The 14,377-nt window shown below is 45.6% G+C and carries 9 protein-coding genes and 2 tRNA genes; 4 read left to right on the forward strand and 7 right to left on the reverse strand.

Annotated features, from left to right (window positions below):
• Nucleotides 1-28: 28 nt before the first annotated feature.
• The 4 genes from ENI34_05685 to ENI34_05700 all read right to left on the reverse strand — a co-directional run bounded on the left by ENI34_05685 (nt 29) and on the right by ENI34_05700 (nt 5,618).
• Nucleotides 29-111: transfer RNA gene (locus ENI34_05685), tRNA-Tyr, on the reverse strand.
• 18 nt (nt 112-129) lie between these two features.
• Nucleotides 130-201, reverse strand: a tRNA-Thr gene (locus ENI34_05690).
• Between the two features lie 121 nt (nt 202-322).
• Nucleotides 323-3,337: a T9SS type A sorting domain-containing protein gene (locus ENI34_05695; protein HEC78619.1), complete on the reverse strand. Its 3,015-nt coding sequence runs from the start codon at nt 3,335-3,337 to the stop codon at nt 323-325.
• 58 nt (nt 3,338-3,395) lie between these two features.
• A complete protein-coding gene (locus tag ENI34_05700) occupies nt 3,396-5,618 on the reverse strand; it encodes a T9SS type A sorting domain-containing protein (protein HEC78620.1) in 2,223 nt (740 codons plus the stop codon).
• 214 nt (nt 5,619-5,832) lie between these two features.
• Here ENI34_05700 and ENI34_05705 point away from each other — a divergent pair, with 214 nt between their 5' ends.
• From ENI34_05705 to ENI34_05720, 4 genes are read left to right on the forward strand one after another with little or no spacing between them, the layout of a single operon-like run.
• Entirely contained in the window at nt 5,833-6,228 is a 396-nt protein-coding gene (locus tag ENI34_05705; GenBank protein ID HEC78621.1) for an NUDIX hydrolase, read from the forward strand.
• A 3-nt stretch (nt 6,229-6,231) separates the two neighbouring features.
• Nucleotides 6,232-7,275, forward strand: coding sequence for a hypothetical protein (locus ENI34_05710; protein HEC78622.1), 1,044 nt, complete (start codon nt 6,232-6,234; stop codon nt 7,273-7,275).
• On the forward strand, nt 7,272-9,353 hold the full coding sequence (locus tag ENI34_05715; protein HEC78623.1) for a hypothetical protein: 2,082 nt from the start codon (nt 7,272-7,274) through the stop codon (nt 9,351-9,353). Before ENI34_05710 ends, ENI34_05715 begins: the two co-directional genes overlap by 4 nt.
• A 47-nt stretch (nt 9,354-9,400) precedes the next feature.
• On the forward strand, nt 9,401-10,540 hold the full coding sequence (locus ENI34_05720) for a methyltransferase domain-containing protein (GenBank protein HEC78624.1): 1,140 nt from the start codon (nt 9,401-9,403) through the stop codon (nt 10,538-10,540).
• On the opposite strand, the gene fusA is transcribed toward ENI34_05720, so the two are convergent.
• Genes fusA through ENI34_05735 form a run of 3 tightly spaced genes read right to left on the reverse strand, consistent with a single transcriptional unit; the run spans nt 10,529 to nt 14,226 of the window.
• Nucleotides 10,529-12,580: an elongation factor G gene (gene fusA, locus ENI34_05725; protein HEC78625.1), complete on the reverse strand. Its 2,052-nt coding sequence runs from the start codon at nt 12,578-12,580 to the stop codon at nt 10,529-10,531. The genes ENI34_05720 and fusA overlap by 12 nt on opposite strands.
• Before the next feature lie 46 nt (nt 12,581-12,626).
• Complete coding sequence (locus ENI34_05730) at nt 12,627-14,003, reverse strand: NOL1/NOP2/sun family putative RNA methylase (protein ID HEC78626.1); 1,377 nt, start codon at nt 14,001-14,003, stop codon at nt 12,627-12,629.
• A 10-nt stretch (nt 14,004-14,013) separates the two neighbouring features.
• Nucleotides 14,014-14,226, reverse strand: a complete 213-nt coding sequence (locus ENI34_05735) for a DUF2892 domain-containing protein (protein HEC78627.1) — start codon at nt 14,224-14,226, stop codon at nt 14,014-14,016.
• Nucleotides 14,227-14,377: the final 151 nt, after the last annotated feature.

Raw genomic sequence — 14,377 nt, forward strand, 5'->3', positions numbered from 1 at the left:
CAGGGGTATTCTTTCACTCAATTTTGAATGGGCAGGGGAGGACTCGAACCTCCGAAGGCTTCCGCCAGCAGATTTACAGTCTGCCCCCTTTGACCACTTGGGTACCTACCCGAAATCGATTCCGACCAAAGCCGGCGGCCAGATTCGAACTGGCGACCTGCTGTTTACAAAACAGCTACTCTACCACTGAGTTACACCGGCACGCAACAGGATTCGCCTTTATTTCGACGAAAGTCGAACAGATCTATTTTTATTGTTTTCCGCACTAATGATATTCAAGAAATGAAAAAAGTCAAGAACCTTGGAAGCCCGAATAAAAGAGCTATTTCACCAATATCACCTTTTCAATCTGATTCTGCTCCGTCGTAGTGAAATGGATAAAATATACGCCCGCAGGAACAGTTCTGCCCTGATCATCGATTCTGTTCCAGACCACGGAATAAGTTCCCGGATTATATCGACCATTGACAAGGGTACGTACCAATCGACCGGCTGCATCATAAATCTTTAAAGAGAGTCTTGCCCTGTCTCCAAGCTGATATTTAATGCGTATCTCTCCGGTCCCGGGATTCGGATACAAAGGAACCAGTTCTGTCTTCCATCCGACGGTGCTGAATTCTGTATTCTCTTTTACTCCGGGGTTAAGCTGACATCCGAAGAACTTCATGATTGAATCCAGCAATACTTCACGCGTCGAAGGCGGCGTACCATCAGTCAACCCACCAAGCTCAAACGATAAACCAACGGTCTTGTACGTACCGGCATCATTCGCAACCCCGCAATCATAAGCATCGTCCGTATCCCGGAAGATTAAAAACCCGGTACTGGTCGGCGAAATATGGTCAATCCAGTTGTTCTCACCACCATAACTGAAGTCCATCCCGACCGTAAACGTACTCGCCTGCCCGGCAACCGGACCACAATCTCCTGAACCGTCAGCCGTCGCATCGATCCCGAAAAGCGGACCAAAATCATAACCACCACTGTACAACGGATCATAATACCAGACATCACCGCCTTCTAAGTACATCCGACCACCCTGATTCTGCAGATAATCAACAAGCGCCGCCGCCTCAGGACTGCCGCTGCTGATAATGTAGTTGTTCGAATAGATTCCCGCAAACACCAAGACCGCCTGATATAACGTCAAATCCGCAGCCAGGGAAGTACCATAATCACCGCTGTAACCGATATCCTGTAAAAGCGAATCACAGATCTGACCTGAAGAAGGCGTGGGATCCGGATTCCAGATGTAGTAGTGCTTCTTACCGACGACGATATCAATCCCGAGCGTGTCAAAGTAGCTGTCTGCAGTAACAAACAATTCAAAGTGAACCGAATGGCCGAACGGCGTCGATGCGGAAGCTGAAATCGTGAAAGGATCTGCAGTATTCGTCTTCTCTGAATCCGGTAAAATATCTCCGAAATCCCCGAGTGAATCAGTAATCGTGATGTATGTATCAGCCGTTCTTAGAATGGTCTGTGTATTCGTCGCGGTGAGAAGTCCAGCGTTATGTAACGTCACGACGAAATCCGCCGTTTCACCGGGTTCCAGAATTCCATTTCCGCCGTCGAGAATCTGATAGTCACTCACATATAAACTCGGTGCATTCACCGGCGGTGTACCTTTCACTGCATCAAGGTCGAAGCCGGCGTACTGACCGCTTGAAGAACTTCCATCATCGACGATCCGTATGTAACGTGCCTGGCTCAAACCGGCGGTGGAAAGATCAAAGCTTGCCGTACCCGTCGCACTACCGCACGAAGACCACGGACCGCTCCAATCATTGGATGCGAAAACCTCATACCCTTCCGGAGTTCCGTCATCTCCTTCATATACAGTAAAGTCGTCGCCTGATGAATTGCTTATCGGAGTGTTCGCCCCCATATCAAGAACTATAAAACCATTCTGTCCCAGAGAGAAAAAGTTATTGTCTTCCTCTCCCAGTGCTGCACGGGGCCTTGTCTTATTCGATTGCTCGGCGTGATTTGAATAACGACACACCACATGTTTGAAGGCGTAATAATAGTTCGAATCAGGCACGAGCAAGATATCCCCGAGGGAAACAGAACCCGTCGAAGGAACAGTCACATTGGTTATGGTCTTCGGTGCATAACCGTTGGCACTAACCCTTACATCATAGGTGCCTGGTCCGATCATCTTGTGAAAATCACCGAGGACCGGATCAGTATAGATGTCTATTCTATCCGGATTATTGAATTCTATCCTGGCATATAAAGAAACGCCGGTACTCGAATCCTTGACCACCCCTTCCATTCCCCAGCCGGCACGTTCACACACGTCCATCAAGGCATCCCGATTGTCATAGCAGATCTGATCAATGGCTGAAGAGGCTGAAGGTTCCTCGGTTTCTATCGTCGTGGCGAATGCGCCGCTCACTCCGATTGTGTAATCCTGCAATGAACCGGTCACCTGATACCAGTCATATCCGTTGATCGCGGTCAAGTTCGCTGAGTCGGCGTATACCTCGGAAATGTCAATAATCAACTGGCTGTCCGGAGGGTCGGCCGGATGATAATCCCAAGGATAGTTCACATAGAGTGCCGCTGAATGATAATTATACTCAAGTGTGATATTATTTTCCTCAAGATGCTGCATCATCGCCCGGTTCTCAATCTGGGACGACGGGCTGGTACTGCCGCCCCACGAATCCCAGAAGTATCCGTAATCCCGATTCAAATCCACTCCGTTTGCATTGACCCTTGTATTGGCTTCTTTACCGTCGGGATTTAAAACCGGCAGAATCCAGAACTCACGGTTATCGACAAGCGCCTGCACCTGACTGTTTGAAGCGTAATTCGTAAGCAGATATCGTAAAAAGTAAAGGGTTATCTCTGTTCCGATATGCTCATCTCCGTGCATATTTCCGGCAAGCCTTATCTCCGGTTCATTCTCCTCAACCTGGGGATTATCCGTAACCCTCATCGCCCAAATCGCTCTGCCCTGAACACTGAAACCAATGGTGTCGAGCCGACAGATCTCCGGATAATTCGTGACGAAAGAATCAAGCACCGCATACACCTGGTCATATGTATGATAAAAACCGCGTTGAAAGATTTGATCCTTATACGCCTTATAGTCTTCGATGAGTATCTGGACTTCATAGCCGGATTTCTGTAATTCGGCTATCTGACGGTCATTGACCAATGCCTTTGCAAAATCAGGACCTGCATCGATGATTGTCAGATCAAACTTTTTCAATCTATAGACTTCATCGTGCTCAGGAAGTCCGATTTCAACCAGACGGATTGTTTGGCCCGCCAGCGACGCCCGCATGCAGAACAGCAGGCACAAAGATAATATTATTTTTTTCATTCTCCCTCCTGGGTTACATCAAAATCCTGAGGGTATGATTATCTTCTCTTCCTTTTAATTATCTCAATAATGTAATTTTCTTTATCACCCGATAATTATCAGATTCGACTTTAACAAAGTACACACCAGCGGGAAGCGTACGGCCGGCTTCATCCTCTCCATGCCAGACGATATGATATGTGTCACTGCCTGTACAGGTAAAGGATTTAACCAGTCGTCCTGACGGACTGTAGATCTTCAAACTTACATCACCGGTTCTATTCTGCACATTGAGGTCGATCTTCAATGCATCTGAAAATGGATTGGGGAAGACTGAAATACCATTGGTATTGACGGCATCTCCGGGATCAGACTCAACCACACCGACGATGACATTCGCTCTTTCCAGACAGGAGTAATCACCCCAGCCATAGGTGGTGTTATTTCCTCTGACATAATAGTAGTAAATTCCCTCAGGATGACCGGTGAACGTATAAGAGGTGTCGCTGATGGATGAAGAGACCGTGGTAACGGTCTGGAACAGACAGGTCGGATAGATGTCATCCACATAGAATCCCGTCGCCAGTGTATTACCGTCGGTCATTGAACGGAATCTGAAATAGAGCGACTTACCCACCCATGGTTCAAGCGAGTATGCCTTTCTCACCCAGCCTCCGGAATTCCCTGAATATCTGTCATCGAGACAGAACCACTCTTTTGTATTCTCAGAGACTTCAACCACCGCGACGTCATAATTGCTTTCAAGATTATACCAGCACCAGAAGGTAAGAGAATCTCCAGACTGCACCAGATACGGATGGGCAGTACGAACCGCATGGTTCATATTATTCTGGTTTCCGGAAAAGAAGCTGTGTGAGCTGGAATGGGATTGGCTTGTAGAAAGGGTAAAACCTTCAAGGATCCATCTCGTTGTACCGGATTCGAGGTCGTCTTCGATTATCGAGGGGTCGGACAACTCAACCAGTTCCCAGTGTGTCGGATTGTTGTCAAAGGCATTTACCGGATGCCAGCTTATGGTGAAGTCCTCGTTGACCGTTCCCAGAGAATAGATCTGCGGCGGAGCCACATATCCTTCAGCAACCAGGATCAAAGAATCAGAAAATCCTGCAAGGTACTTTGCCGCCTTGAAGACCTGACGCGAGATAAAATCGAGATCACCCTGCGCCTGATAAAACGATGTGCCGATCTCTGCGCCGTAAAACAGAGCAGACTGACCTGCGACCCATTTATTATAGCCATAAACCCAATCGCGCGTATTACCGCATGTCGGATAAGGATTATTATACGACTGACCGGGGGTATAGGTCCCACCGCTGAGCCGTTGCATCATCCCCGCCATATGTGCGCCTTTGTCGTCGTAGAGGGTGGAATCAGGTGTTCCCTGCCCCTTGTATCCCCACGGATACATCACCTGTTCACCATAACTGTGCAGGGAAAACCCCGTGGAAATGTTATGCTGACGGATGAACGTCGTGTATGCCTGGATTTCATCTCCTGAAAATGTATAAGCACCGCAGAAGGTCTGCTGTGAAGGATAATGGCTTACCTGTCCTTCATCCGCCGCCCCCCAGCATCCGTCGACTTCTCCGTTGCAGCTGCCGCCGTAATTACGGTTCGGGTCAGTGCCGATCGCGCCGCCGAACGGCTCACGATTCTTACGCCAGTAATTACCGCCGGGATAATCATAACAATAACCGTCGACATTAATAACCGGAAAACAATAGATCTCCGTTGTATTTATGATCTCCGTTATTTCACTGACCACCCCGTAAGATCTGAGCATGGAATCCGCGAAAAAGAGTACTGCCTGAGGCGTTGCCCACTCCCGTGAATGGTGACAGCCGTCAATCGTGAATTTCGGTTCATCATCCTCTTCAACACCCACATTGTCTGAAATCTTCACTCCGTAAATCCATCTTCCTTCATATGTCGGAATGGGAAGAGAATCAAATTTACAGATACTGGGATAATTCGACGCCAGTGCCCTGAGTGAATCTTCCATTTCAGAATAGGAACAATACGACCCACGCACTTTTTCTTTCTCGTACTCCAGGCTCGGCACGGTGAGTTCATACGGCAGACCCGATGCTATAACTTTGTTCAGACCCTCGCGGTCAACGACCAGATCATACCACTCTCCGTATCTGCCGGCCGCGATGTCCATCGGTTTATCAGATATCTTCTGAAGTTCCTGCCACGAAGAAACATAGACCCGGACGATCATGTCCTGGGCAAGGCTTAAACTGAATATTATGACGACCATAATGCAAAGCCTTTTCATATTACCTCCTCATTGTTGTTATTACCGCAAGTTTCTCTCAATAAAATTATTAGATAGACTTAAATCTCTTGGTAGAACTCCCTACCTATGTCTTTATAATACAACAAATATACGGTTCTGTCAAGCAGTCTCTGGGGGTCGATCTTCAATCTTCAAAACAGAATCCATCCGAATACGCTATTGATTTCCCGCGGGATTTATTTATAATTGATGGATGCAATACCGTAATCCAATACCTACTGTAGACATAATCATCGAGTCGGCGGATGGAGTGATTCTCATAAAAAGAAAAAATCCGCCGTACGGCTGGGCGATTCCCGGCGGTTTCATCGATTACGGAGAATCCGCCGAAGAGGCGGCCCGTCGGGAAGCCAGAGAAGAGACCGGCCTTGAAATCAAAGAATTAAAACAGTTCCATACCTATTCGGCACCTGACCGCGATCCGAGGCACCACACAATCTCGGTGGTCTTTACGGCAAAGGCGGAAGGACGACCGATCGCCGGCGACGATGCCGCGGAGCTCGGTATATTCACAAAAGACACCCTTCCGGAACAACTCGCCTTTGACCACAGAAAAATCCTTGAAGACTATTTCCACGGCAGATATTAAACTATGAGATTCCTCCATACCGCGGATCTGCATCTGAAGGGTAAAGACAGAAAGCGAATGGAAATCTTCAGGTGGTTGATAGAAGAAGCCGGCAGATTGAAGATCGATTATTTCATCATTGCAGGAGACCTCTTTAACTCGGATACAGACGCGGTGATCCTACGGAACAACCTGAGGATGCTCTTTAAGGAAACAACCGTTAAATTTCTGTTGGTGCCGGGGAATCACGATGAAAAATCTTTCAGTGATGAATACGATTACGGCGAAAACGTGATTCAGCTGACGACAGAACCTTTTCATATAATCGAACTGGATAAGATCGTAATATGCGCCGTCCCATATCAAAACAGAAAGTTCAGTGAATGCATAAAAAATATTCCTTCAGGCGTCGACATCCTCATTGCACACGGAACATTATACGATAAATCATTCATCGTTTCATCCTTAAAAGAGATCGAGGCAGAATACATGCCCATCTATCCCGCGAATTTACATAAAAAAGCCCGCTATGTCGCCCTGGGCCACTTCCACTCCAGGAGTTTTCAAAAAGAGTACGAAGGAGTCCGAGTTGTCTATCCCGGTTCACCGATCGGATTGGATACAAAGTGCGATGGTGAACGGGTCTTCTTTGTCGTGGAGATCGATCAAACTCAATTGAAGATAGAACAACGGGTAGTGGAAGCCGCCCCTTACTGGCAGCGAAGGGAGTTCTTCGTATTTCCGGGTAATGAAGAACAAATCTTCGATAAAATCCGAAATCACTTACTCGGCATAAAGAGCACCAAAATCATGCCCAATATCGTCATCAAAGGATTTATCAAAGAAAGTGACCGCGGGTTCAAAGACCGACTCGAAAAACTCGAAAAAGAGTTTCAAAATAAATTCCCGGATATGAAATTCAATTTTGCGGAAATTCAATCTTGGCGGACGATCATTCAGAATGAAGTGGTTGAGAAATTCATAGATAAAAGCAGAGCCCTGGAAGACACTTTACGGCAAAAGGTATTTGAAATCGTCTTTCCCGTCTTCAGTAAAATGCTGAAATGAAGATACAGAAGATTACGATTAATAATTACGGACCCATAAAAAGATTTTCTCTGGAGCCGGAAAAGTTTGAATGTATCTTCGGTTTGAATGAATCAGGAAAGACCGCCATCATCGAGGCGCTGAGTTATATCCTGTTCAAAAAGAATGCTGCAAGACTACGATATGGCAAACCAAAAGATATCACCGTCAGGCTCGAGGACAAAGGAGCGGTCTATACGCTTCCTGCGAAAAAAGGTAATCTCCAGTTCCTCGAGCAATCTATTTCAAATCTCCTCTATATTCAAGCCTCGGATTCGGCTGTTTACGAACCACGAAAGGAAGAAAAATTCTGGGATGCGCTCAAGGCGCTCTTCAGCAGCGAGGGCAGGAAGATGACCTTTAAGGAACTCATCGACAAAACCTTTGAAGCCGTGGAACTTCAACCGGTGAAACTCGAATGGGAAAAGAGAAAATATCAGCATATCGAAGGGATGAAACAACGCGCCTTGGAATTGAAAGAATATATAGAGGAGATCGACGGAATAGAAAAGAAGCGGACAGAACTGGCTGCGGCGTCGGAACGAAAAAAACTTCTGGAAAAGAAACTGAAAATAATCGAGGATTACAAAAAGCACCAACGGTATAAAAGGCTCTCGAAGCTCTACGATTCTTACGTCGAAAAGAAAATATATCTCCAGGAATATGAGCGGTATGCGGATGATTACTTGAAAAGATGGCAAAGCCTGACCGCGAAGAAGGAATCTCTTCTGAACACCGGCAAGAAACTCAAAGAGATCAAAAAAGAGATAAACGACCTCGAAAAAGAGATCATTGAACTTGAGAAAAAAGCGGAGATCATAAAGATCGAAGACTTCGCCTCTGAAATCCGTACCATAGAAGAAGAAAAAAGGGAATTATCATTAAAATATCCCGTCGCCCTGTTGGTCGGGAGCATTGTTCTCTTCGTCCTTTCATTCTTCTTAAAGATACCGAAATTCATTCCCCTGACTGTATTTGTGATCTTTATTCTCTTTTTGAGCCGTTTTTTCATCGCGAAGAGCAGAATAAAAAACCGGGAACAAGAAAGAAAAAAATTATTGAAAAAAGCAAGCGTGCTCTTCCCCGATGTTTCAAGCATTAAAGAACTGGCTGAAAATATAGAAGACGTCGAAAAGGCGCTCCTCGAGAAAAAGACCTTACGGAAAGAGAAGGAAAAAACAGCGATGGATTTAACCTCCGAACAAACAATCGAATGTATCGAGAAAGAAATTTCAGAGTTGCGGAGTAAGACAGGCCTCGCCGAGATCTCTGACCTGGAAAAGAAATTGTCGGAAAAGAGAAGACATTTGAATGAACTTCAGAAGCTGAGCATCGAGATCTCCACTGAACTTTCGGAGAAAAACGACAAGAAGTGGAGCGGCATGATAGCCGCGATGAAGACAGCGCCGCCCGACGAAGAACCGGAACACAGAAAAGAAGAAGAATTAAGGGAAGAGTTGAAAAAAATCGAAGAACAGATTAATGACCTGGAGAAAGAGATCGCCGTATTTGAAAAAGTGCAGCGGACCAAGCACAACATCACTGAACCCCGTGGTGTATTCGTTGAATACCGGCAACTGCAGGAGACCCTGGATAATTATGAACTGGAAAAAAAGGCGGCTCTGGCGGCGCGGGAGATATTCGAAGAGATGAGGCAGGAACTGGAAGAACATATCCGGACCCTCTTTTCGGGTAGTAACAGTTTGAGTGAATACTTCAATATGATCACTGGACGTTATAAAGAAGTAAACCTTGAAGATAAAGACTTCACGGTCACAGACGATCAGGGGAACAAGTATAAGATCGAGGAACTCAGCAGCGGTGCAAAAGATCAGCTTCTGATATGTTTCAGGATCGCCGCCCTGGAAAGGCTCTATCCCGACGGTGTTTTTCTGATTCTCGACGACGCCTTCATCTTTGCCGATTGGCAACGTCGGAAAAAATTAACCGCCTTATTGAAAAATTTCATAAACAAAGGCAATCAGGTGATTTACCTGACGTCTGATGATCATACCCGCGACCTTCTCAAAGAAGAGGGGGCGGCGGTGACGACATTGTAAAATCCGCATCTTGAAAATCGGGATCTTCGGAGTATACTCAAAGAGATATGAATCTGCCGAATGAAATAGAACAGATCATACTTGAACTTCTGAATCTGGAATCCCTCTCCTGGAAGACCGTACGTGCCAACAGAAAGAGGATCAACCGTTTGAAGAGAGAGATGGTACAACTCTCCGAAGATTTTTTCCGCAGAAAGCCGACCGAAGACAGATATCCGGATGCCTATTTCGCCTACAACTTCCCGATGAATCTTGTAAAGGTCATGGCTGTTACAAAAAGAATAAAAATTTTTTATCCTCTTCTCTTTGAGAAGAAAGAAAGTTTGAATATCCTCGATGTCGGCTGCGGTGAAGGAGCCGGGATGCTCGGCGTCTACTACGGCCTGGGCGAGTCGAAGAAAACCCTAATGGTCGGTCTCGATGATTCAAAAAATATGTTGAAAAAATGTTATACGGTGATGAGCCGTATAAAAGAAAAGAATCCCGCCCTGTCGGTAAAGTTGTTGAGACGTAAAATATCAGACGGTTTGATAAAAATGAAGGAAAAATATGATATCGTGGTTCTCGCCAATTCCCTCGCGGAGATATTTCCGCAACAAGAAATTCCTGTAAGGTTCATCGAACGTATATTCAAAAATACCTCTGAAGACGGCCTCGTTATTATCCTGGAACCGGCGTTGAGGCACACCAGCCGCAGACTTATGAAATTGCGGGATATATTAATAAGGAAAGAAAAATTCCACATTCTGCTGCCATGCCTCCATAACAACATCTGTCCCCTTTTTGAACTCAGAAAACATAAGGAATGGTGTCACCATTCCTTTTTCTGGAACCCTCCGGACTATATGAAAATCATCGACCAGGAACTCAATCGGGAAATCAAATTATTGAAATTTTCATATCTGGTGCTCGGCAGAGAAAAACCACCGGATGATTATGAAAATGACTTCCTCGTGGTAAGTCGGCTTCTCAAGGAAAAGGGAAAGAAAAAATGTTTTCTCTGCACCCGAAACGGCAGGGTGGAGCTACTCCGTCTGAATAGATTCAAGAGCTCTTTAAACAATCAATTTGATGAAATCAAAAAAGGTGATGTGCTTACGATCAAAGATTACATCCAGAAAAAACCGCTCTGCTGGCGGATAACACCGGCGACCCAGATAAAGATCAAATATTCTCTATATTTCTGATGGAGATTTTTCTTCTTTGGGGGCGTAGTGTGAAAACTGCATCGTATAAAGCCCATGCCCCTGTGTGACCGATCTCAAATCAGTGGCATAGCCGAATGATTTCGCCAGGGCAAGGCTTGCCGTGATAATCTTCTCTTTCTTGTTTGTCTCGATATTCAATATCTTACCCCGTCTTGAATTGAGGTCGTTGATGACATCACCGAGATACTGCTCGGGCACGATTATCTCCAACAACATAATGGGTTCCAATAAGATCGGTTTACCCTGCATAAACGCTTCCCGCAATGCCATCTGTGCAGCGATCTTGAACGCCAGTTCTGACGAATCAATCGGGTGATATGCACCGTCAAGCAGGGTCACTTTGATGTCGATAATCGGATAACCCCAGTACACACCCACCTCACTCTGTTCACGGATTCCCTTTTCAATCGGCGGGATGAACTGTTCCGGAAGAACGCCGCCTTTGAGTTTGTTCTGGAAAACAATCCCTTCTCCTCTCTCTGCAGGCTCGACATTAAGCGTGACAACACCGTATTGTCCCCTGCCACCAGTCTGTCTGATGAATCTTCCCTCTGCCTTTGCTGGTTCGGTGATGGTCTCACGATAGGAAACCTGCGGTTTGCTGACATTACATTCAACGCCGAATTCCCTCTTTAGTCTATCGACGATTATTTCAAGATGCAATTCCCCCATTCCTGAAATGATACGCTGCGATGTCTCCTCGTCGGTCCGCACCTTAAACGTCGGATCTTCAATTTGAAGATATTTCAGGGTGTTATCGAGCTTCGCATCATCCATCTTTGTCTTCGGCTCGAGTGATACGAAAATCACCGGCTCCGGAAATTTCATCGGTTCAAAGGAGATCGGGGCTTTACGGGAACATATTGTATAACCGGTTTTGCATTCCCGCAGTCCGGTGATTACACCGATTTCACCCGCAACAAGAGAGCTCTTCTGCTCTCGTTTGTTGGCGTGCATTAGGAGCAACTTACCGACCCGGTCAATCCGTTTCGGCGGAAAGACAAGCACCTTATCTCCTGTCTTCACCTCGCCGGAATAGACCCTAATATAATAGAGTAAACCGAGATGCGGATCGGTCTGCGCCTTGAAGAGAAAAGCCGAAAACGGCTCATCGACCGAGGGCTTCCTGATTTCTTCTTTTGAAGTACTGGGATTAAACGCCTTTACAGGCGGCATGTCAAGAGGCGAAGGCAAATAGTCGAGAACGGCGTCAAGCAGTTTCTGTATCCCTTTATTCTTCAATGCGGAACCGCAGAAGACCGGAAACAGATTCAGATTTATGGTCTCCTGTCTGATGACCGATTTTATCTTCTCCACCGGAATTTCTTTCTTTTCAAAGTAACTTTCAAAAATAAACTCATCGTATTCTGCAATCGTTTCAAACATCTCAGTACGATACTGCTCGGTTATCTCCTGATATTTTTCAGGAATCTCGTCTTCCCGAAAAGTCGCACCGAGCGTCTCTTCCTCCCAGTAAAACGCTTTCTTCTCAATGAGATCTATCACACCATAAAAACCTTCTTCATCAATAATCGGAATCTGAAGGATCAACGGTTTCAAAGACAACTTGTCCTGCATCTGCTTTATGACGCGGTAGAAATCAGCACCCACACGGTCCATCTTGTTGACAAAGGCGATCCGCGGAACCTTATACCTGTCCGCCTGATGCCAGACGGTTTCACTCTGCGGCTGCACTCCGCCGACGGCGCAGAAAATGGCGATCAGACCGTCCAGCACCTTCATCGATCTTTCCACTTCAACCGTGAAATCAACATGGCCCGGGGTGTCGATTATGTTAATACGATATTTTTTCCAGTAAGAAGTGGTGGCGGCAGAGGTTATCGTAATACCGCGTTCCCTTTCCTGTGCCATCCAATCCATTGTCGCTGATCCTTCATCCACCTCACCCATTCGTCTTATCTTACCGGTGTAAAATAGAATTCTCTCGGTGGTCGTCGTCTTTCCTGCATCAATATGTGCGGCGAGCCCGATATTTCTAATCTTCTTAAGATCAACCATCGTGTTAGTATATTAAATTTTGACCTTTAGTCAATCCACTACATGACTACAATGGAGTTCTTCTATCGCGTTTTACGGCGGATTTGATCTCTTTGCCGTTGTATTTACCTAAGGCGACCGGCAACTTTTTGTAAGTCATTATAACAAAACCCGGCTCCATTAAAGAAGAAGAATCCACTCTGATTGATTCTCCTTTTAAAAATTTTTTCAACTGCCATTCCTTGGCTTCGAAATAATTCTTTTTCACGGTTCTGCCGAAAAGCTGTACAAAATCATTATCGGGTTTTATATCATTGTCATAGATCCGCGCCATCTCCAGTCCTTTCCTCATCGTCTTTATTTCCCAGAAAGAATATACCTGCGGAGTGGCAATATAAGACCCCGTTCTGTTCTGAAATACGGAATAACCATCGAACTCTTTCTTACTGATACCGAATCTTCGGGTAAAGAGTTCCACCGCAGACCCCTGAAACTCAATTCTGCCCATATAACCGACACGCCTCTGATACACCCCCCTCTTTGTCAATTTGGCGATGAAGAACGGTGCTGTATCATTGTCCTGGGGAAGAATTCGCGCACACTGTTCCACTCTTCTGTCGAATATCTCATTCTGCCACTTCTTAATCCCCGACCGTATCTTGAAGTGCGGTATTGTAATCGGCAGAACCTCTGCCTCTGGAAATTTTTCCAGAAGATAAGAGACAACGGCTTCGTTCTCTTCAGGGGCAATCGTACATGTCGAGTACACCAGCGTACCGCCGGGACGTAAAACCCTGAAGCCTGCGGTAAGTAGACCCTTCTGGACCCTCGCCATCTTCTGGATATTCTTCAAGCCCCAGTGGTATAAAACAGCCTTCGATTTTCTGATTGTCCCTTCGGCACTGCACGGTGCGTCGATCAGAACACGGTCAAAATAGTTCGGTAAAAACTTATCGAGCTTCTGACCTCTTAAACAGGTGACGGCGTCATTCAATAAACCGCATCTTTTGATGTTGTATATCAAACCGTGAACCCTCTTTCTGTTCATCTCGTTGGCGACGAGCAAACCCGTGTTTCCCATAAGCTGGGCGATCTGGGTCGTCTTGGAACCGGGTGCGGCGCACATATCCAGAATAAATTCATCCGGTTTCGGTTCAAGAACAAGAACCGGAATCATCGAAGCGACCTCCTGCACATAGATCAAACCCAGACCATGAGTGAGATGATTGCCTATCCGTATCCTGCTCTTTGATAAAAAACCATCCGTATAAAAAGGTAACTCTTTTATCTGCAGGTCTTTAAGAAACAGAAGGATCTCTTCCCTTTTTGCCTTCAGTGTATTTATTCGAAACGACTGGACCGTCGGCTTCTTTACGGCTTCAATGAAATCATTGAAATCGGAAATGATTGATCTGTACCGTGAGAACAGTTTCTCGATTGTCATTTTTATAAATCTACTTCTGCTTTTTTTTCTTACCGGGGGAAACTTTCAAAACGGCGTAAAAAGGGCAAAAGCCGTAAACGCTTGTGATAACGAGAATAATCCCCAGAATCCCCAGAATCGTCGCCAGCGCACCCTTCAGTACTTGCGCCCACAACAAAATAATTATCACGATTACGAGGATAAAACGGATAAATCGATCCTTTGGCGTCATATTAATCTTCATAAGTCACCCATTCCATTTTATCGAGAATAAGCCGTTTGTCAATCCCTATAATAAGATTGATATTACCAAGCGGAAATGTTAATAGTTATTACTAAGCGGAAATGTTAATTTTTTGCAGTTGCGGTTTAAAATACAAAATTAATTATATATT

This window comes from candidate division WOR-3 bacterium, assembly GCA_011052815.1.
Taxonomy (GTDB): Bacteria; Hydrothermota; Tepidihabitantia; order SM23-42; family SM23-42; genus DRIG01.

Coding starts and splice junctions, on each gene's coding strand:
- ENI34_05695 (HEC78619.1), bottom strand. CDS start 3,337: ATGAAAAAAATAATATTATCTTTGTGCCTGCTGTTCTGCATGCGGGCG.
- ENI34_05700 (HEC78620.1), bottom strand. CDS start 5,618: ATGAAAAGGCTTTGCATTATGGTCGTCATAATATTCAGTTTAAGCCTT.
- ENI34_05705 (HEC78621.1), top strand. CDS start 5,833: ATGCAATACCGTAATCCAATACCTACTGTAGACATAATCATCGAGTCG.
- ENI34_05710 (HEC78622.1), top strand. CDS start 6,232: ATGAGATTCCTCCATACCGCGGATCTGCATCTGAAGGGTAAAGACAGA.
- ENI34_05715 (HEC78623.1), top strand. CDS start 7,272: ATGAAGATACAGAAGATTACGATTAATAATTACGGACCCATAAAAAGA.
- ENI34_05720 (HEC78624.1), top strand. CDS start 9,401: ATGAATCTGCCGAATGAAATAGAACAGATCATACTTGAACTTCTGAAT.
- fusA (HEC78625.1), bottom strand. CDS start 12,580: ATGGTTGATCTTAAGAAGATTAGAAATATCGGGCTCGCCGCACATATT.
- ENI34_05730 (HEC78626.1), bottom strand. CDS start 14,003: ATGACAATCGAGAAACTGTTCTCACGGTACAGATCAATCATTTCCGAT.
- ENI34_05735 (HEC78627.1), bottom strand. CDS start 14,226: ATGAAGATTAATATGACGCCAAAGGATCGATTTATCCGTTTTATCCTC.